17 protein-coding genes are annotated in these 19225 nt (G+C 60.4%); 7 read left to right on the plus strand and 10 right to left on the minus strand.

Annotated elements, in window-relative coordinates; all coding sequences use genetic code 11:
• Positions 1-3 precede the first annotated feature (3 nt).
• The 7 genes from ubiB to ACIROW_RS10595 form a co-directional block, all read right to left on the minus strand.
• Positions 4-1575: a ubiquinone biosynthesis regulatory protein kinase UbiB gene (ubiB, locus tag ACIROW_RS10565; RefSeq protein WP_116436404.1), complete on the minus strand. Its 1572-nt coding sequence runs from the start codon at positions 1573-1575 to the stop codon at positions 4-6.
• Entirely contained in the window at positions 1575-2156 is a 582-nt protein-coding gene (locus ACIROW_RS10570; RefSeq protein WP_402275019.1) for an SCP2 domain-containing protein, read from the minus strand. The genes ubiB and ACIROW_RS10570 overlap by 1 nt, the downstream gene beginning before the upstream one ends.
• Positions 2157-2264: 108 nt before the next feature.
• Entirely contained in the window at positions 2265-3242 is a 978-nt protein-coding gene (locus ACIROW_RS10575) for a Tim44 domain-containing protein (protein WP_402275022.1), read from the minus strand.
• A gap of 35 nt (positions 3243-3277) precedes the next feature.
• Positions 3278-4012: a bifunctional demethylmenaquinone methyltransferase/2-methoxy-6-polyprenyl-1,4-benzoquinol methylase UbiE gene (gene ubiE, locus ACIROW_RS10580; RefSeq protein WP_402275024.1), complete on the minus strand. Its 735-nt coding sequence runs from the start codon at positions 4010-4012 to the stop codon at positions 3278-3280.
• A 101-nt stretch (positions 4013-4113) separates the two neighbouring features.
• Positions 4114-4530 (minus strand): gamma-butyrobetaine hydroxylase-like domain-containing protein, encoded by a 417-nt coding sequence (locus ACIROW_RS10585; protein ID WP_402275026.1) that lies wholly within the window; start codon positions 4528-4530, stop codon positions 4114-4116.
• 62 nt (positions 4531-4592) lie between these two features.
• Positions 4593-5042, minus strand: coding sequence for an HIT family protein (locus ACIROW_RS10590; RefSeq protein WP_402275028.1), 450 nt, complete (start codon positions 5040-5042; stop codon positions 4593-4595).
• Positions 5043-5044: 2 nt separating this feature from the next.
• Positions 5045-9055: a DUF3683 domain-containing protein gene (locus ACIROW_RS10595; RefSeq protein WP_402275030.1), complete on the minus strand. Its 4011-nt coding sequence runs from the start codon at positions 9053-9055 to the stop codon at positions 5045-5047.
• Positions 9056-9423: 368 nt separating this feature from the next.
• Between ACIROW_RS10595 and ACIROW_RS10600 the strand changes: the two genes are divergently transcribed.
• Positions 9424-10371: a ZIP family metal transporter gene (locus ACIROW_RS10600; RefSeq protein WP_402275032.1), complete on the plus strand. Its 948-nt coding sequence runs from the start codon at positions 9424-9426 to the stop codon at positions 10369-10371.
• Here the strand turns inward: ACIROW_RS10600 and ACIROW_RS10605 are convergent.
• Positions 10363-10854: a YqaA family protein gene (locus tag ACIROW_RS10605; protein WP_116436410.1), complete on the minus strand. Its 492-nt coding sequence runs from the start codon at positions 10852-10854 to the stop codon at positions 10363-10365. The genes ACIROW_RS10600 and ACIROW_RS10605 overlap by 9 nt on opposite strands.
• A 257-nt stretch (positions 10855-11111) precedes the next feature.
• Here ACIROW_RS10605 and ilvA point away from each other — a divergent pair, with 257 nt between their 5' ends.
• The 6 genes from ilvA (at position 11112) to rapZ (ending at position 17193) form a co-directional block, all read left to right on the plus strand.
• Positions 11112-12638: a threonine ammonia-lyase, biosynthetic gene (gene ilvA / locus ACIROW_RS10610; RefSeq protein WP_402275035.1), complete on the plus strand. Its 1527-nt coding sequence runs from the start codon at positions 11112-11114 to the stop codon at positions 12636-12638.
• Positions 12639-12689: 51 nt separating this feature from the next.
• A complete protein-coding gene (gene queF, locus ACIROW_RS10615) occupies positions 12690-13538 on the plus strand; it encodes an NADPH-dependent 7-cyano-7-deazaguanine reductase QueF (RefSeq protein ID WP_402275037.1) in 849 nt (282 codons plus the stop codon).
• A 461-nt stretch (positions 13539-13999) separates the two neighbouring features.
• Positions 14000-14506 (plus strand): hypothetical protein, encoded by a 507-nt coding sequence (locus tag ACIROW_RS10620; protein ID WP_402275934.1) that lies wholly within the window; start codon positions 14000-14002, stop codon positions 14504-14506.
• A 186-nt stretch (positions 14507-14692) separates the two neighbouring features.
• Entirely contained in the window at positions 14693-15166 is a 474-nt protein-coding gene (locus tag ACIROW_RS10625) for a PTS sugar transporter subunit IIA (protein WP_016832849.1), read from the plus strand.
• 91 nt (positions 15167-15257) lie between these two features.
• Positions 15258-16196, plus strand: coding sequence for an HPr(Ser) kinase/phosphatase (hprK, locus tag ACIROW_RS10630; protein WP_053195082.1), 939 nt, complete (start codon positions 15258-15260; stop codon positions 16194-16196).
• A gap of 133 nt (positions 16197-16329) precedes the next feature.
• A complete protein-coding gene (gene rapZ, locus ACIROW_RS10635) occupies positions 16330-17193 on the plus strand; it encodes an RNase adapter RapZ (RefSeq protein ID WP_402275041.1) in 864 nt (287 codons plus the stop codon).
• Positions 17194-17230: 37 nt separating this feature from the next.
• Here the strand turns inward: rapZ and mutY are convergent, their stop codons facing one another.
• Together mutY and mutM are read right to left on the minus strand one after the other, a co-directional pair.
• Positions 17231-18346 carry an A/G-specific adenine glycosylase gene (mutY, locus tag ACIROW_RS10640; RefSeq protein WP_402275044.1) on the minus strand — a complete coding sequence of 372 codons (1116 nt, stop codon included), beginning with the start codon at positions 18344-18346 and terminating at the stop codon, positions 17231-17233.
• Positions 18343-19173, minus strand: a complete 831-nt coding sequence (gene mutM, locus ACIROW_RS10645) for a bifunctional DNA-formamidopyrimidine glycosylase/DNA-(apurinic or apyrimidinic site) lyase (RefSeq protein WP_402275047.1) — start codon at positions 19171-19173, stop codon at positions 18343-18345. The genes mutY and mutM overlap by 4 nt, the downstream gene beginning before the upstream one ends.
• Between the last annotated feature and the right edge of the window lie 52 nt (positions 19174-19225).

A 19225-nucleotide genomic window follows, 5' to 3' on the forward strand; every position in this document is an offset into this window, starting at 1 on the left:
GCCTTAGTACCGCAAGAAGTGCAGCAGCACCTGCACCACGATGATCCCGCCGATCAGACCGCCGCCGAAATACACGATCACCCCCAGCAGCAGATTGGTGCGGCGCTGTTCAGCGACCAGCTTCCTGAGCAAGTCGGCGTTCTGGTCATGCTTGCCGCCTTCAGTCGCCATCGTCAGCGCCTGATGCGCCAGGCGCGGCAACTGCGGCAATAGACGGCTGTAGCGCGGCACTTCGACTTTGAGCTGCTGGATGAAACCGCGCCAGCCGATCTGCTCGTTCATCCACCGTTCCAGATACGGTTTCGCGGTTTTCCACAAATCGAGTTCGGGATCAAGCTGGCGGCCGAGGCCTTCGACGTTGAGCAGTGTCTTTTGCAACAGCACCAGTTGCGGCTGTACTTCGACATTGAAACGGCGCGAGGTCTGGAACAGGCGCAACAGCACCTGGCCGAACGAGATGTCTTTCAGCGGCCGGTCGAAAATCGGTTCGCAGCAGGCCCGCACCGCCGCTTCGAGTTCGTCGACGCGCGTGTCTTTCGGCGCCCAGCCGGATTCGATATGCGCTTCAGCAACGCGCTTGTAATCGCGCTGGAAGAACGCCAGGAAATTCTGCGACAGGTAATCCTTGTCGAAGTCGGTCAGCGTGCCGACGATGCCGAAATCGAGTGCGATGTAACGGCCGAAGGTGGCCGGGGCGGTCGACACCAGGATATTCCCCGGATGCATGTCGGCATGGAAGAAGCCGTCGCGGAACACCTGCGTGAAAAAGATCTCGACGCCGTCGCGCGACAGCTTGCTCAGATCCACGCCTTCCGCCTGCAGGCGCTCGGTCTGGCCGATCGGGATGCCGTGCATGCGCTCCATCACGATCACGGACGAGGAGCAATAATCCCAGTACATCTCGGGCACCATCAGCAGATCGGAGTTGGCGAAGTTGCGGCGCAGCTGACTGGCGTTGGCGGCCTCGCGCATCAGGTCGAGTTCGTCATGCAGGTATTTGTCGAACTCGCCGACGACTTCCTTGGCCTTGAGCCGGCGACCGTCGGCCCACAGGCGCTCGACCCAGTCGGCGGCGATGTGCATCAGGCCGATATCGTGGTCGATGGTGCTGCGCATGCCCGGTCGCAAGACCTTGACGGCGACTTCGGTGCCGTCTTTCAGTGTGGCGAAGTGGACCTGCGCGATGGAAGCGGATGCGATCGGGGTGCGGTCGAAGCTGGCGAACAAGACATCCGGATGCGCACCCAGCGACTTCTCGATCTGCGCAATCGCCAGGTCGGAATCGAACGGCGGCACGCGGTCCTGCAGGCGTGTCAGCTCATCGGCGATATCCAGAGGCAGCAGGTCGCGCCGCGTCGACAGCACCTGGCCGAACTTGACGAAGATCGGACCGAGGTCTTCCAGCGCACGGCGCAGGCGTTCGCCGCGCGGGGTCGAAATGTCGCGCCAGAAAAAAATGCCGTTGAGCAGGCGCGTGATGCGAGGCGTGTCGAAACCGGAGATGGCGATTTCATCGAGGCCGTAGCGTATTGCCACGCGCACGATCTTGAACAGACGCAAGGAACGCAAAAACATCAGCGACGCTCCAGCTTCTCTATCCGCTTGGACAGGCGTTCGAGATCGTCGCGCAGCTTGACGACCTCGCTGGAAAATTCACTCATGACGTGCGGGCGGATCAGCATCGGTTGTTCTTCCAGGAAGTATTCGGCGACATTTTCGGCGAGTTGTTTTTGCGTGGTCTGCGCCGCAGCGGCAATCGACTTGGCGCCGGACACGATGCGCGTGGCGGCGATATCGCCGACCACCTTGCCGAGGTCTTCTTCCGCCTCCCAGCGCAGCGACTGGCTCAGCTGGGAAATCGCATTGGCGAAATCGGCGTCGCCCTCGATCCTGACGTAGGACACGGCGCGCTCGCGGTTGGCCAGGATCAGTGGCAAATCGGACAACTTCAGGTGGATGGTCACGGCGGGCACGGCGTTGTCGTCGGCATTCTTGAGGAAGCCGTCGCCGGTGACCGTGAGCATCAGTTGCACCACGCCGGCGTCGATGCACGCGGTCTTGTCGCGGTGTGCAATGAGCTTGGCCTGCGCCCACGGCTCTTGCGCGAGCAAATGGTTGATGACGGCGGTAGCTGGACGCAAGAGAGAAGAGAGCATGGGAGTTCGCGGCATCAAAAAAGAAAACCGCCCGAGGGATGTCGGGCGGTTTCAAGTTTAACAGTTCTTGGCGCTGCTCAGTAAGTCGCAGGCCTGGCAACAGAATGCTTACACTTGCTGAATACCTGCCAGCACCCAGCCGCCCGCGCCGTTGAGCGGCTTGGACAGATTCCAGATTTCGGCAAACGGTTCCGCCGAGGCTTCCGGGACTTCCTTGATCAGGCCGGTGAACTTGATGGTCGCCAGGTAATCGTGCTCCAGCGTTTCAATGCCAAGCAACTCGCCGTCGATCTGCACGACGTCGGTGTTGTTGGCTACGCTACCGCGCTCCTGCAGTTGCAGGCGCAGTTCGCCAAACATTTCCGGCGTGGTGAATTCTCGGATGTCATTGATGTCGCCCTTGTCCCACGCCGCTTGCAGGCGGATGAAATAAGTCTTGCCGTTGCGCACGAAGCCGGCCACGTCGAAGTCTGCCGGGATGCCCCACGGGATGATCGGCGCATTGGCAGGGTTGCCGGCGGCCGTGGACGAACCGAATTCATTGGCGCCTTGCAGCGAGGCCGGCGCTTGCACGCCGACCGGCTCGATGCGCGAACCGATTTCAGGCGTGTACACCGACGGTTCAGTCGCGCTGGCGTAAGCCGGCTGCGGAGTGAAACCATTGTTGCCGGTGCTGCCCGAGGTGGCGCCATTCTTGCGCGTGAACATGCGGAACAGGAACATTGCCACGAAAGCCAGCAGCGCCACCATCAGGATGGTGCTGAGCATGCTTGCCATGGCACCGCCCATGCCGAAGTGCGACAGCAGCGCGCCCAGGCCGAGGCCGAGCAAGGCGCCGCCGAGGATGCCCTTCCACGGGCTGGCCGGTTTCGGTGGCACCGATTGCGGTGCTGCAGCCGGCGCGGCCGGTTTGGCGGGTGCGACATTGGATGGCGATTGCGCAGGACGCGTCGGCGCCTGGCGCGCGTAGTTCGACGATTGCTTGCCGAACGAGCCGCCGCCGCCGAGACGCTTGGCTTCAGCGCCCGACATCGCGACGGTCATGGCCGTCACTGCCAGCATGAGGATGACGAAGAATTTTTTCACACGAGCTCCTGCTTAAATTGTCTCCAGCCCAAGGCTTAGAGTTTGATACCCGTATGCAAGGCGGCAACGCCCGCAGTCAGGTTGTAATACTGCACACGCTCAAGACCGACGTCTTCCATCATCTTCTTCAGCGTTTCCTGATCCGGATGCATGCGGATCGATTCAGCCAGATAACGATAGCTTTCGGCGTCGTTGGCGACTTTCTGTCCCAGCCACGGCAGCACCGAGAAGGAATAGACGTCGTACGGTTTCTTCAGCGGCTCCCAGACTTTGGAGAACTCCAGCACCAGCAGCTTGCCGCCCGGTTTCAGCACACGGCGCATTTCCGACAGGGCAACATCCTTGTGGGTCATGTTGCGCAAGCCGAAGGCCACCGACACGCGATCAAAGTAGTTGTCCGGGAACGGCAGTTTCTCCGCGTCGCACAACAAGGTGGGGGTCGGGATGCCCTTATTCAATAGGCGGTCGCGGCCGACGCGCAGCATCGATTCATTGATGTCGGTGAGCCAGACTTCGCCGCTCGGACCGGCCTGTTTGGCGAAAGCCTTGGACAGGTCGCCGGTGCCGCCGGCGATGTCGAGCACCTTGAAGCCGGGACGAATACCGGCCTGGGCGATGGTGAACGCCTTCCAGATCCGGTGCAGGCCTGCCGACATGAAGTCGTTCATGACGTCGTACTTGGCGGCGACGGAATGGAAGACTTCGGCGACTTTATGGACCTTGTCTTCTTCCGAAACAGTCTGATAACCGAAGTGGGTGGTGTTGGTCATGTGGCAACCTGAAATAAGGAATTCAAATAAGGCGACATTATAAGCGGTGGTCCGCGGCGCTCAATCAGCTCAACGAGCTTGACGGGAGATCCCCGTTGCACTCAATGATGATGACCGCAGGCGCTGCCGCCGGCCGCACTCATGTCCTGGTCGCGACCGCTTTCGCGCGTGAAACCTGCGGCTTCCAGTTTCTGCAGATAGGTTTCCCACATTGCGTCCTGGTCGCGTCCCAGTTGATACAGGTACTCCCAGGTGAAAATGCCGCTGGAATGTTCGTCCGAGAATATCGGTTTGATGCCGTAATTGCCGACAGGTTCGACGCCGACGATGCCGACTTCACGTTTGCCGGTCTGCAAGGTTTCCTGGCCGGGGCCGTGGCCGCGTACTTCGGCCGAAGGCGAATACACGCGCAGCAGTTCGAACGGAATGGAGAACTGGGCGCCGTCGTCGAAGGCGACTTCCATCACGCGCGACTGTGTGCGGACCTTGAAGGATACGGGCGTGGGACCGGAGCTCATTGCGTGCGCTTCCTATTCTGTGTGGTGTCTTGCGAGGTGAGGATGCCGGCGGTTGCCCGCAGTCAGGCGGCTGCCGCCAGTTCGCGTGCAATCGCTGCGCGCAGCTTTGGCAGCAGAGCGGTACGTTCGGCGAGGGCTGCAGCAGAGCTGTCGCGGCGCACCTCGGCCCAGACCGGGCTGGGGAAATGCGCATCGTCGAGGTAGCGTGGAATCACGTGCCAATGCACGTGCGGCGTCATGTTGCCGAGACTGGCGACGTTGATTTTTTCAGGTTGCATGACTTCGCGCACGGCGGACTCGACGGCCCACACTGCATTCATCACGGCAGAGCGAGCCGCCGGAGCGAGGTCGGTCATTTCCTTGACGTGACCGTTCCAGATCACGCGGCAGAAACCGGGATAAGCCGGTTCGTCGACCAGCACGACGCGCAAGCTGCCGTTGTTGAACAGCAGCTCGCCGCCGTCGCCGTCGCACAAATCGCATGCGTTGCTGATATCGCCGACATTGCTCATGCTTACACCAGCACGCGTTCGATGCCGCCGTTGTTGGCGCGGGCCACGTAGTCAGGCAACCAGTTTTCGCCGAGCAGGTGCTTGGCCATTTCGACCACGATGTAGTCGGCGGTGGTGCCCGAGTCTTCGTTGTAGCGCGACAAGCCCTGGAAGCACGACGGGCACGACGTCAGGATCTTGACGTCGCCGTCGAAGCCATCCGCGCGCACCTTGTCGGCACCCTTGCGCATTTCTTCTTCCTTGCGGAAGCGCACCTGGGTCGAGACATCCGGACGGCTCACGCCGAAGGTTCCCGACTCGCCGCAGCAGCGATCATTCTTCTCGATCTTTTGCGCGTCGATGGTGGTGATCAGCGAATTGACGGTCTTCAGCGGATCCTGCAATTTCATCGGGCTGTGGCAAGGGTCGTGGTACATGTAACGGGTACCGGTGACGCCTTCCAGGCGCACGCCCTTCTCCAGCAGATATTCGTGGATGTCGATGATGCGGCAGCCCGGGAAGATCTTCTCGAATTCATAACCTTGCAACTGGTCATAGCAGGTGCCGCAGGACACCACGACGGTCTTGATGTCGAGGTAGTTCAGCGTATTGGCCATGCGATGGAACAGCACGCGGTTGTCGGTGATGATCTTTTCGGCCTTGTCGAAATCGCCGCTGCCGCGTTGCGGATAACCGCAGCACAAGTAACCCGGCGGCAATACCGTCTGCACGCCGACGTTCCACAGCATCGCCTGCGTGGCGAGACCGACTTGGGAGAACAATCGCTCCGAACCGCAACCCGGGAAGTAGAACACCGCTTCGGTTTCCGCCGTGGTGGTCTTGGGATCGCGAATGATCGGCACGATCTTGTCGTCCTCGATGTCGAGCAGCGCGCGCGCGGTCTTCTTGGGCAGGTTGCCCGGCATCTTCTTGTTGATGAAGTGGATCACCTGCTCCTTGATCGGCGCCTTGCCGACCGTGGCCGCAGGTTTCTGCGTCTGCTTGCGGGCGAACTTCTTGAAGATGTCGTTGCCCAGGCGCTGCGCCTTGAAGCCCCAGTCGGTCATCACCTTGCGCGTGGCATTGATGGTGGCCGGATCGGTGGCATTGAGGAAGAACATCGCCGCGGTAGTACCGGGGTTGAACGACTTCTTGCCCATCTTGCGCAGCAGATTGCGCATGTTCATCGAGACGTCGCCGAAGTCGATATCGACCGGGCATGGCGTCACGCACTTGTGGCAGACGGTGCAATGGTCGGCGACGTCTTCGAACTCTTCCCAATGCTTGATCGACACGCCGCGGCGAGTCTGCTCTTCGTACAGGAAGGCTTCCACCAGCAACGAAGTCGCCAGAATTTTATTGCGCGGCGAGTACAGCAGGTTGGCGCGCGGCACGTGCGTCGCACACACCGGTTTGCACTTGCCGCAACGCAGGCAATCCTTGACGCTGTTGGCGATGGCGCCGATGTCGCTTTGCTGCATGATCAGCGATTCGTGGCCCATCAGGCCGAACGACGGCGTATAGGCATTGGACAGGTCGGCTTCAAAGCCGGGCAGGTTCAGCAGCTTGCCCTTGTTGAAACGACCTTCCGGATCGACGCGCAATTTGTAGTCGCGGAATTCGCTGATTTCATCTTCGGTCAGGAATTCAAGCTTGGTGATGCCGATGCCGTGCTCGCCGGAAATCACGCCGTCCAGCGAACGCGCCAGCGCCATGATGCGCGCCACGGCTTCGTGGGCATCCTGCAGCATCTGGTAATGATCCGAGTTGACCGGCAAGTTGGTGTGCACGTTGCCGTCGCCGGCGTGCATGTGCAGCGCCACGAACACGCGTCCACGCAGCACGCGCTTGTGGATCGCGTTGCATTCTTCGAGGATCAGCTTGAACGCGCCGCCGCTGAAAATCTGCCGCAGCTGCGCGCGCACTTCCTGCTTCCACGACACACGCACGGTACGGTCCTGCACGACGTGGAACACGTTGGCGTCAGGCTGCTCAAGCAGGCGCTGCTCGAATACCGGCAACAGCTTGTCGAGACCGAGCGCCGCCATTTCATCCTTGGCCTCGCTCAACGGCTTGTCGAGATTGGCCAGCAGATAGGTCCAGCGCGCCTGGGTCTTGGCGATCAGGTCTTCCGCCTGGTGCACGCGGTCTTCCAGCATTTCTGCAGCGGGAATGTCTTCGCCTTCGGCGTCGTCGCTCTTGCCCAGCGGCAGGTTGCCCTTGACGAAGAAAGCATTGAGCTCGTCCAGGAATTGCAGCTTGTTCTTGATCGACAGTTCGATGTTGATACGCTCGATGCCGTCGGTGTACTCACCCATGCGCGGCAACGGAATCACCACGTCTTCATTGATCTTGAAGGCGTTGGTGTGCTTGGCGATGGCGGCGGTGCGCGAACGGTCGAGCCAGAATTTCTTGCGCGCTTCCGGGCTGATCGCGACGAAACCTTCGCCGACGCGATTGTTTGCCATGCGGATCACTTCCGAGGCGGCCTGCGCCACGGCGTTTTCGTCGTCGCCAACGATGTCGCCGATCAGCACCATCTTCGGCAGCACGCCGCGTTTGGATTTGGTCGCGTAGCCGACCGCGCGCAGGTAGCGCTCGTCCAGATGCTCCAGGCCGGCCAGGATGGCGCCGCCCTTCTTGGTTTCGGCGTCGAGGTAATTCTTGATTTCAACGATCGACGGGATCGCATCGCGCGCCTGGCCGAAGAACTCGAGGCAGACGGTGCGCGTCTGCTTGGGCATCTTGTGCAGGATCCAGCGCGCCGAGGTGATCAGGCCGTCGCAACCCTCTTTCTGGATGCCGGGCAAACCCGACAGGAATTTGTCGGTGACGTCTTTGCCCAAGCCTTCCTTGCGGAATTTTCGGCCGGCGATCTCGAGGATTTCGGTCTTGAAAACTTCGGTCTTCTGGCCCTTTTCGCCGGGGTGCGACCACTCGAGCTTGAAGCTTGCCAGTTCGACGTCGTGGATCTTGCCGAGGTTGTGGTCCAGGCGCGTGACTTCGAGCCAGTCGCCTTGCGGATCAACCATGCGCCAGCTGGCCAGGTTGTCGAGCGCGGTGCCCCACAGCACGGCCTTCTTGCCGCCGGCGTTCATGGCGACGTTGCCGCCGATGCACGAAGCTTCGGCCGAGGTCGGATCGACCGCGAAGACGAAGCCGGCTTTTTCAGCAGCGTCGGAGACACGCTTGGTGACCACGCCGGCGCCCGAGTAAATCGTGGCGTACGGTTTGTCGAGACCAGGCAGGACTTCCATCTCGACGGCGCCGAGCTGCTCCAGCTTTTCGGTATTGATGACGGCCGACATCGGCGTCAGCGGAATCGCGCCGCCGGTATAACCGGTGCCGCCGCCGCGCGGGATGATGGTCAGGCCAAGTTCGATACAGGCCTTGACCAGGCCGGCCATCTCGTCTTCGGTGTCGGGCGTGAGCACGACGAACGGATACTCGACGCGCCAGTCGGTGGCGTCGGTCACGTGCGAGACGCGCGACAGGCCGTCGAACTTGATGTTGTCCTTGGCGGTATAGCGACCCAGGACCTTGGTGGCGCGCTTGCGCAGGTCGTAGGTGTGCTTGAATTCTTCGCCGAAATCAGCAATCGCCTTGCGGGCGGCCTTGATCAGCAGCTCGACATTGGCGCTGCGGCGCGCACTATCAGCAGCGGCGGCGTCCCCCGATTCAGACTGATTGACGTCGATGCGGCGCTTGTCCACTTCGGCCAGGCGATGGTGCAAGGCTTCGATCAATGCAGCGCGACGCTTGGGATTGTCCAGCATGTCGTCCTGCAGATACGGGTTGCGGCGCACCACCCAGATGTCGCCCAGCACTTCGTACAGCATGCGTGCGGATCGACCGGTCTGGCGCTTGCTGCGCAACTCGTCGAGCACGCGCCACGCGTCTTCGCCCAGCAGGCGAATCACGATTTCGCGGTCGGAGAACGAGGTGTAGTTGTACGGAATTTCGCGCAAGCGCGTGGGGCTGGCACCTTGCGGTGCATCAGTAAGCAAAGCCTGGATTTTTGCGGGGGCGTTCATTAATTTTGGAAAAAATCTGCTGCCGGATATGCATTTTATCTTATTGCCGTCGCTCGCGAGGGAATGCCCTTACTTTCGGAAGAACAATGCGAAATGGTTCTTATTTGCGAAAAATCGCTACAATTGACGGGATTTCCGCATCGCAACATAGTCGCCTCTATCGAATCAATAAATACAATCAATTTTTAATTATTGATCGTATAAATCTATTATTGACTCATCCCGACCTTTCCTTAGCCTACGGAGAATGCTATGTTGCAATTACTGATTACCGAAATTCTGGAAAATCTAGCCATCACCCTCGCCGAATACGCCGAGTGCAAGGCTTAGGACAGCCATCCGCCAATCCGATCCCGAGGATGACTGCCATGATACAAGCCCAATTGCGCGAACAATTCCCTGTCGAATCGACACCTGCAGCACCTCCTTCCCAACCTGGATTCTGGGCCGGCCTGCGCCTGCGTCAGATCGCCATGCTGGCAGTCGGGCTGGTGTTCGCCCTGGTCAAATCCTATGAAGGCCTGCAAGCGTTTTTCCTGGCCCATCCCGAAGTCTGGATGGCGCTGCTCGGCTCCTCCGCTGCGGCGGGACTGACGGCGCTGGGGGCGCTCGGCGTGCTGTTCACGCGGCGCATTTCCGAACGCACGCAAGACATGCTGCTCGGTTACGGCGGGGGCATCATGCTGGCGGCCAGCGTGTTTTCGCTGATTATCCCGGCCATGAACCAGGCGCAGACGCTGGGCTACGAGAAAACCGGCGCGGTCTTGCTGACCGCCACCGGCATCATGCTGGGCGGCCTGTTCGTGCTGGCGATTAACCATCTGATACCGCACCAGCATTTCATCGCGCCCAATCCGACGATCCAGTCCATGCGCACCAGCCGCATCTGGATGTTCGTGATGGCCGTGACGATCCACAATTTCCCTGAAGGCCTGGCGATCGGCGTGGGTTTCGGCGGCGACGAAATGGGCAAGGCGATTGCGCTGGCGACCGGCATCGGCATCCAGGATATTCCCGAGGGGCTGGTAGTAGCGTTGGCCTTGCGCTCGCTCGGTTATTCGCCGTGGAAGTCGGCCGGAGCAGGCATCCTGTCCGGACTCGTGGAACCGATCGGCGGCGTGCTCGGCGCGCTCGCCACCGGCGTGTCGGCCACGGCCTTGCCATGGGCTTTGGCCGGCGCAGGCGGCGCAATGCTGTTCGTGATCAGCCACGAAGTGATTCCGGAATCGCATCGGCAAGGCCATGAGACCCAGGCCACGCTCGGCCTGCTGGCCGGCTTCGTGACGATGATGCTGCTTGATACGCTGCTAGGCTAGCCAGTTCGCGATGCCGCGCCAGAAACCGTCCGGTACGTTGAGCAGCAGCCAGGTCATGAACAGGTAGCGCAGGAATTTGCCGATCATCATGTAAAACACCGACGGCCAGAACGGCAGCTTCAGCCAGCCGGCCAGCGTGCAGATCGGGTCGCCGACGCCAGGCAACCAGGCCAGCAGCATGGTCTTGGGGCCGAAGCGCTCCAACCAGTGGAACCAACGGCTGCTGCGTTCGCGGGCAAAGGTCTGCTTGGCGCCGTAACCCATCCAGTAGTCCACCATTCCTCCCAGCGTATTGCCCACCGTTGCCACCAGGATGACCGGCCAGAACATGTCGGCGTTGGCCTTGATGACCGCAAACACAGCCGGTTCCGAGCCGAGCGGCAGCAATGTCGCCGAGATGAAGCTGATGAAAAATACCGACGTCAGCCCGACGCTCGGCACGGCAAGGAAGTTCAGCAACCACAAAATGGCGGATTCAATCATGCAGACCAGATAAGAATGGATGGTGGGAGAAAATTGACGCGCATTCGCGCTGTTTGACTGCAGATGACAGCAAAAGCGAATTCTTCAAGCCAAAAAAGCCGGCGCTTCATATGCTGCATCCGCATGCGGATATAAGCCTGTCAGTCGCCTCCATTATAATGATCAGTTCGCCGCGCCCCTGCGTTTCCCGATCTGCCATCGGAAAACAGCGTGAGAATCGCAGTCCCGGACTGCGCCAACCGTGCCTTTAGCTGACTATGACCACCGATTATCTGCAAAAAATCCTTACCGCCCGTGTCTACGACGTTGCCATGGAAACGCCGCTGGAAATTGCGAACACGCTGTCGCAACGGATGGAAAACCGGATTTACTTCAAGCGCGAAGATATGCAGAGCGTGTTCAGCTTCAAGCTGCGCGGCGCCTACAATAAAATGGCGCACTTGCCGCCGGCGCAACTCAAGCGCGGCGTGATCTGCGCCTCGGCCGGCAACCATGCGCAAGGCGTCGCGCTGTCGGCAGCCAAGCTCGGCTGCCGCGCCGTGATCGTGATGCCGACCACCACGCCCTCCGTCAAGATCGAAGCGGTCAAGGGCCGCGGCGGTGAAGTCGTGCTGTTCGGCGACTCGTTCACCGACGCCTACAACCATGCACTGACGCTGGAAAAGAAACTCAAGCTGACCTTCGTCCATCCCTTCGACGACCCGTATGTCATCGCCGGCCAGGGCACCGTCGGCATGGAAATCCTGCGCCAGCATGCCGACCCGATCCACGCAATTTTCGTCGCAATCGGCGGCGGCGGCCTGATCTCCGGCATCGCCGCCTACGTCAAGGCGGTGCGTCCCGACATCAAGATCATCGGCGTGCAGACCACCGACTCTGACGCCATGGCGCGCAGCATCAAGGCCGGTCGCCGCATCACCCTGCCCGACGTCGGCCTGTTCTCGGACGGCACCGCGGTCAAGCTGGTCGGTGAGGAAACCTTCCGCATCACGCGCGCGCTGGTGGACGACATCATCCTGGTTGACACCGACGCGGTGTGCACCGCGATCAAGGATATCTTCCAGGACACGCGCAGCATTGTCGAGCCGGCCGGCGCACTGGCCGTGGCCGGCGCCAAGGCCTACATCGAACGCGCCAAGAACACCAAGAAGCCGATCAAGAATCAATCCCTGATCACCATCGCCTGCGGTGCCAACATGAACTTCGACCGCCTGCGTTTCGTCGCCGAAATGGCCGACGTCGGCGAGGCGCGCGAGGCGGTGTTCGCCGTGACTATTCCGGAAGAACACGGCAGCTTCAAACGCTTCTGCGAAGTGGTCGGCCCGCGCAACGTGACCGAGTTCAACTATCGCATCAGCGACGCCAAAGCGGCGCACATCTTCGTTGGCATCCAGACCAGCAGCGCCGATGAACCGGCCAAGATCGCCAAGACCTTCGAGAAGAACGGCTTCAGCACGCTCGACCTGACCCACGACGAACTGGCCAAGGTGCACATCCGCCATCTGGTCGGCGGCAAGAGCTCGCTGGCACAGGACGAACTGCTGTATCGCTTTGAATTCCCCGAGCGTCCGGGCGCGCTGATGCGCTTCCTCAGCACCATGAATCCGAACTGGAACATCAGCCTGTTCCACTACCGCAACCAGGGCGGCGACGTCGGTCGCATCCTGGTCGGCCTGCAGGTGCCGAAGAAGGAAATGAAGACGTTCCGCGCTTTCCTCGACAACCTTGGCTATCGCCATTGGGATGAAAGCAAGAACCCCCTGTACAAACTGTTCCTGGGCTGATGCCGCCAAGGACGCAACAAAGCATTCGAGAAGCACGAAGGAAGCAAGACCATGACTCACGCCGACGCAATCAACTCTCCCGACACTTCGCCGCTGGGCAAGGCGTCCGCCTATCCGGACGCCTACGATCCGTCCCTGCTGTTCCCGATTCCACGCCAGCCCAAGCGCGACGAACTCGGCCTGACGGGCACGCTGCCGTTCTTCGGCGTCGACATCTGGAACGCGTATGAAGTGTCGTGGCTGAACCAGCGCGGCAAGCCGCAGATCGCCATCGCCACGTTCATGATCCAGGCCGATTCGCCCAACATCATCGAATCGAAGTCGTTCAAGCTGTATCTGAACTCCTTTAACCAGACACGACTGGACGACCAGCAAGCTCTGGTCGCACTCTTGCAGAAAGACCTGTCGGCAGCCGCCGGCGCCGGCGTGCAGGTGACGCTGACCGAGCCGGGAGCGTTTTCGGCGCTGCAGATGGGCGAACTCGGCGGCATGCTGCTCGATCGCCTCGACATCGAAGTCGTCGATCACCATCCGAATCCGTCGTTGCTGTCGGCCAACCACGATGAAGCCACGGTTGAAGAAACGCTGCTGTCGCATCTGCTCAAATCCAATTGCCCGGTCACCGGCCAGCCGGATTGGGGCAGCGTGCAGATCCATTACGTCGGCGCGCCGATCAATCAGGAAGCGCTGCTGAAGTACCTGATCGGTTTCCGCGAGCACAACGAATTCCACGAGCAATGCGTGGAGCGTATTTTTGTGGATGTGCTGCGTCAGTGCCGTCCGCAAAAACTTGCAGTCTATGCACGCTACACGCGTCGTGGCGGCCTCGACATCAATCCGTGGCGTAGCAATTTTTCGGCCGCGCGTGCACCTTCCAACCTGCGCAACGCGCGGCAGTAAGGCTGTCAGCGGCAGCGCTTTTTCAGGCGCTGCCGGTTTTTTGTTACAAAACCATGACATTCCAAAGCTTTTGCCGTAACGCCCTGTCCTCGCGGCAGGCGGCGTTTTCGCGCATTTCCGCCGCAACATTTTGAAACGATTTATCCGCATTGCATAAAACTTCTTGTGCAATGATCCTGTCTCACTCTCGACTCCATCGCCAGGCAATGCTCAACGCTCGTCCCGGGCATTGCCACGTCGATTTTTTTACGGCGAAGAAATCTGGTCAGTTTCCTGCCGGCAGCAATCGCATTTATCAATTTGGTTTGTGCAGCGCCGATTGCAATCGCCTGTCGACACCATCAACAAACAGTGAAATAGCCAATAAAAATATGAGCCAACTACTTTCCTCCCTTCGCTCCTCCCGCACCTTGCTCGCCAGCGCCTTCGCACTTGGCTGCGCTGCGACCTCGCTACCCGCCATGGCGCAACAGAGTGACGAATTCAGCTGGTGGCAATCCATCAAGGATCACGCCTCGGAAATCGTCGACAAGGGGGACGACGCGATCTATGTTTCCGGACTGGCCCATCACGGCCGCAGCACCTATACCAAGGAAAAGCTCGACCAACTGAACGAGCACGCTTGGGGTCTCGGCTACGGCAAGACCATGCGTAACGAACGCGGCAACGACGAGTCGCTGTACGGCTTTGTACTCAAGGATTCACATCGCCACCCGCAAATCATGGCCGGTTACGCTTATGAATGGGTCTATCCGATTGGCCGCACACCGTTGGAGGTGGGCATCGGCGGCACCGCCATGCTGATGAGCCGTCAGGATTATTTCGGCGGCGTGCCATTCCCGGTACCCCTGCCGTTGGCCTCGATCGGCACCAAGAAAGCCAAGGTCATGTTCGCTTACGTTCCGCGTCTGTCGTCGAACAAGAACAGTGGCGACGTATTGCTGGTTTTTGGTCGCATCGAGATGTAATCCGGGATGGTATTTCAAGCCGGGCATTTCCCCTGCAAGGCAAGCCTGTCGCGCCGCTGCGGCGGCTTGCTGCGCTTCTTCCCGGCAATACTGTTGTTTGCATTGAAGCAACGCCGGAATTCATTGCGTAACTCCCAAAGAAGCCTATAATCCTGCACAAAAGCCTATCTAGCGCCTTCTTGTGTCATGACAAATCTTGCAAAAATCCTCTCCCCGGAGAACGTCATTCTGGATCTGGAAGTCTCCAGCAAAAAACGAGCATTCGAACAAGCCGGACTTACCTTTGAAAACAACAGCGGCATCGCCCGCTCGACTGTTTCCGAAAACCTGTTTGCCCGCGAACGACTCGGTTCCACAGGACTGGGTCACGGCGTCGCCGTTCCGCACGGCCGCATCAAGGGGCTGAAAGCACCGCTGGCGCTGTTCATGCGTCTGGCCGAGCCGATTCCTTTCGAGTCGCCCGACGGCGAACCGGTCAAGCTGCTGATCTTCCTGCTCATTCCTGACAACGTCACTCAGCAGCATCTGGAAATCCTGTCCGAAATTGCAGAGATGTTTTCGGACAACGCCTTCCGTAATGAATTGATCTCCGACCCGGACCAGGCGTCGGTCTATTCGCGCCTGGTGACCTGGCAGCCGTCGCTGGAAAAAACCAATTAAACGAAGCGCTGCGAACGATGCGATGTGTTCGCAACGGTTGCTCATACAGCTTCAACCACGCCATTGACCGCCCTATCGGAATCGGAGACCCATGCCCTCATTTACCGCGTTATCGATACAGCAACTGTATGAAGAAAATCGCGAATCGTTGCAACTGGGCTGGTTTGCCGGTTTCCCCGGCGGTGAACGCCTGATCTCCGGCGACGCCGCCTCCGCCGCCGACCAAGTCGGCCATCTGAATCTGATCCACCCCGGCCGCATCCAAGTCTTCGGCCACCAGGAAACCGAGTACTACCAACGCCTGTCGAACACCTCGCGCGCCTATCAAACCGCAGAGTTGGTGGCCGGCGAACCGCCCGCCTTCATCATCGCGCAGGGCCTGGCGACACCGCCCGACATCCTGGCGATCTGCGACGAAAAAAACATCCCATTGTTCTCGACCCCGCTGCCGGCCGCGCAAGTCATCGATTACCTGCGCGTCTACCTGTCCAAAAAACTGGCACAACAGATCACCATGCACGGCGTCTTCATGGACGTGCTCGGCGTGGGCGTGCTGATTACCGGCGAATCCGGACTGGGCAAGAGCGAACTTGGTCTGGAACTGATTTCACGCAGCCACGGCCTGGTCGCCGACGATGCCGTCGAATTCGCGCGCATCGCCCCCAACATGATCGAAGGCCGCTGCCCGCCGCTGCTGCAAAACCTGCTGGAAGTGCGCGGCCTGGGCCTGCTCGACATCAAGGCCATCTTCGGCGAAACCGCGGTGCGCCGCAAAATGCGCCTGAAGCTGATCGTGCACCTGGTCCGCCGCAGCACGCTGGAAGAAAATTACGAGCGCCTGCCGCTCGACGCGCAGTTCGAAGATGTCCTCGGCCTGCCGATCCGCAAAGTGGTCATCCCCGTGGCGGCCGGCCGCAACATCGCGGTGCTGCTGGAAGCGGCGGTGCGCAATACCATTCTCCAATTGCGCGGCATCGACACGCTCAAGGAATTCATCGACCGCCAGCGCAAGGCGATGAACGGCGAATAAGCCGGCGAGCGAATAAAAGCAAAGTCCGGTAAAGATTTTTATGCGTCGTGCAGAACGACAGCGCACGCGTTAAGCTGACAAGATACTGACCAATACTCAAACGTAGACTCAGGCTTGGGGTATCATCCTACTCATGCGTATCGTCCTCATTACCGGCATATCCGGCTCCGGCAAATCAGTGGCTCTCCATGTACTGGAAGACGCCGGCTATTTTTGCGTCGACAATCTGCCGCCGGCCCTGCTGCGCAATCTGGTGGAAACCCGCCAGAAAGAAGGCGACGAGGCCATGGCCGTGGCCACCGACGCGCGCAGCGCCGACTCCCTGGCCGGCCTTGGCCCCGACATCCAGTGGCTGAAAGACCAGGGCCATGACGTCAAGGTATTTTTCCTGACCGCCACCACCGAATCACTGATCACGCGCTTTTCCGAAACGCGCCGCAGCCATCCGTTGTCGCATCGCCTGCTGCCCAACCAGAATCCGAGCGATCGCATGACGCTGACCGAGTGCATCCACAAGGAGCGCGAGATGCTGAGCGTGGTCGAAGGCCTCGGTCACGTGATCGACACCTCCAACCTGAGCGCCAACAAGCTGCGCGCCTGGATCCGTGATCTGATCGACACCAGCCGCGCCAGCCTGACGGTGCTGTTCGAATCCTTCGCTTTCAAATTCGGTGTGCCTCTCGATGCCGATCTGGTGTTCGACGTGCGCATGCTGCCCAATCCGCATTACGATGCACGTCTGCGACCACTGACCGGACGCGATGCGCCGGTGATCGAGTTCCTCGAGGATTTGCCTGCGGTACAGGATCTGCTCGGCGACATCCGCAACTTCGTTGAAAAGTGGCTGCCGTCGTTCAAGCGCGACAACCGCAGTTATCTCACCGTCGCCATCGGCTGCACCGGCGGCCAGCATCGTTCGGTGTACATCGTCGAACAGCTGGCGAAACATTTTGCGGCACACGAAAATGTCGTCGTGCGGCATCGCCAGCTCAACTGACGCAAGACCAATAGGACCAACAACAGCGCGGACGACCTCAGCTCAGCAAGTCGTCGGCCTGCAATACCCCCAACAATAACTTCTTGACCGGCGCCGGCAACGGCGCATCGGCAAGTTGCGCGATCGGATACCAGACATGGACCGATTCGGCGACGTGCGGACGACGCTTCTCCAGCACCACCTGATACGGTGAAATGTGCAGTTTGAAATGCGTGAAGACGTGCGAAAACGGCTGCAGCTTACGGCACGCCGCAATGGCGCCGAACGGCTGCATCGCGTTCTCCACCGCAGCGCCGAAGGCATCTGCATCGGCGCTCAGCGGCAGTTCCGGCAAGGACAGCAGGCCGCCCCAGATTCCACGGTCGGGGCGCAGTTCCAGCAGGACTTCGCTGCCTTCGCTGACCACCAGCATCATGGTTTCTTTTTCCGGCACCGCCTTCTTCGGCTTGCGCACCGGCAGTTCCGCCGTGCGGCCGGTCGCCAGCGCAACGCAGCGCGGCGCCAGTGGGCAGCGGTCGCAAGCAGGCTTGCCGCGTACGCACAAGGTCGCACCGAGATCCATTAATCCTTGCGTATAGGACTCCATGTCGGTCTGCGGCAATAGCGCCACGGCGCGTCGCCATAGCAGGTCTTCGACGGCCTTGGCGCCGGGAAAACCTTCGACGCCGAACACGCGCGCAAACACCCGCTTGACGTTGCCGTCCAAAATCGCGGCACGCTTGCCATAGGAAAACGCAGCGATCGCCGCCGCCGTCGAGCGACCGATGCCGGGCAGGTCCGCCAGCAATTCAGGGTCATCAGGAAAACGGCCGCCGTATTCCGCCGCCACGCGCTGCGCGCAGCGATGCAAGTTGCGCGCACGGGTGTAGTAACCAAGTCCGCTCCAATGCGACATGACCGCTTCGGACGAGGCCGCCGCAAGGCTCTCAACGGTGGGGAAACTCACCAGGAATTTCTGGTAGTAGGGAATCACCGCCGTGACCTGCGTCTGCTGCAGCATGATTTCCGACAGCCAGATGCGATAGGCGTCGCGCGTGTTTTGCCATGGCAGCGCATGGCGGCCGTGCTGCTTTTGCCAGCCGATCACTGCCGCAGAAAAGGTCGGGTCGGCGAAATCCTGCGTCGCCTCGGCGTTGTTGAGGACGCGCTTCATCGCTGGCAGACCACGCAATAGAAGGTGGAACGCTGGCCCTGCTTGATCTGCCTGATCGGCGTGGTACAGATACGGCAAGCCTCGCCGGTGCGGCTGTAGACGAAATAACTTTGCTGGAAATAACCCGACTGTCCATTGACGGCGATGAAGTCGCGCAAGCTGCTGCCACCCTGCTCAATCGCGGCGGCCAGCGTTTCGCGGATCGCCGTCACCAGCTTTTCATAGCGCGGCAGGCTGATCTTGCCGGCCGCCGTCTTGGGATTGATGCCGGCCTTGAACAGGCTTTCCGACGCATAGATGTTGCCGACGCCCACCACGATGTCGCCGGCCAACAGCACCTGCTTGATCGGCGCACTCCGGTTGCGCGTCTGGCGATGCAGCTCGCGGGCGGAGAATTTGTCTTCCAGCGGCTCCAGCCCGAGCCCGCGCAGCAAGGTGTGCTCCTCGATGTCGCCGTCGGCGTTGTCATGCCACAGGACGGCGCCAAAGCGACGCGGGTCGGTCATGCGCATGACGCTCCTGACCGGCTTGCCGACCATCAGGTCGAAATGGTCGTGCTTTTGCGGCACGATGCCGGGCGGCAAAATGCGAAGATGCCCCGACATGCCAAGATGCACGATCAAGGTGCCGTGGTCGAAATTGATCAGCAGATATTTGCCGCGGCGTCCGGTCGACCGGATCACGCATCCGGCCACCAACTCGTTCAGGTCGGCGGGAAACGGCCAGCGCAATCCGCTGTGGCGCGTCACCACGCCCGCAACCGTCTGCCCCTCGAGATGGGGAGCGACGCCGCGCCGGGTGACTTCTACTTCTGGTAATTCGGGCATGGAACGATGACTTCTCTGGCTGAGCGGAACTGGCTGTCGGGAAAACAATAGA

The organism is Herbaspirillum sp. NPDC101397 (genome assembly GCF_044767325.1).
Taxonomy (GTDB): domain Bacteria; phylum Pseudomonadota; class Gammaproteobacteria; order Burkholderiales; family Burkholderiaceae_D; genus Herbaspirillum.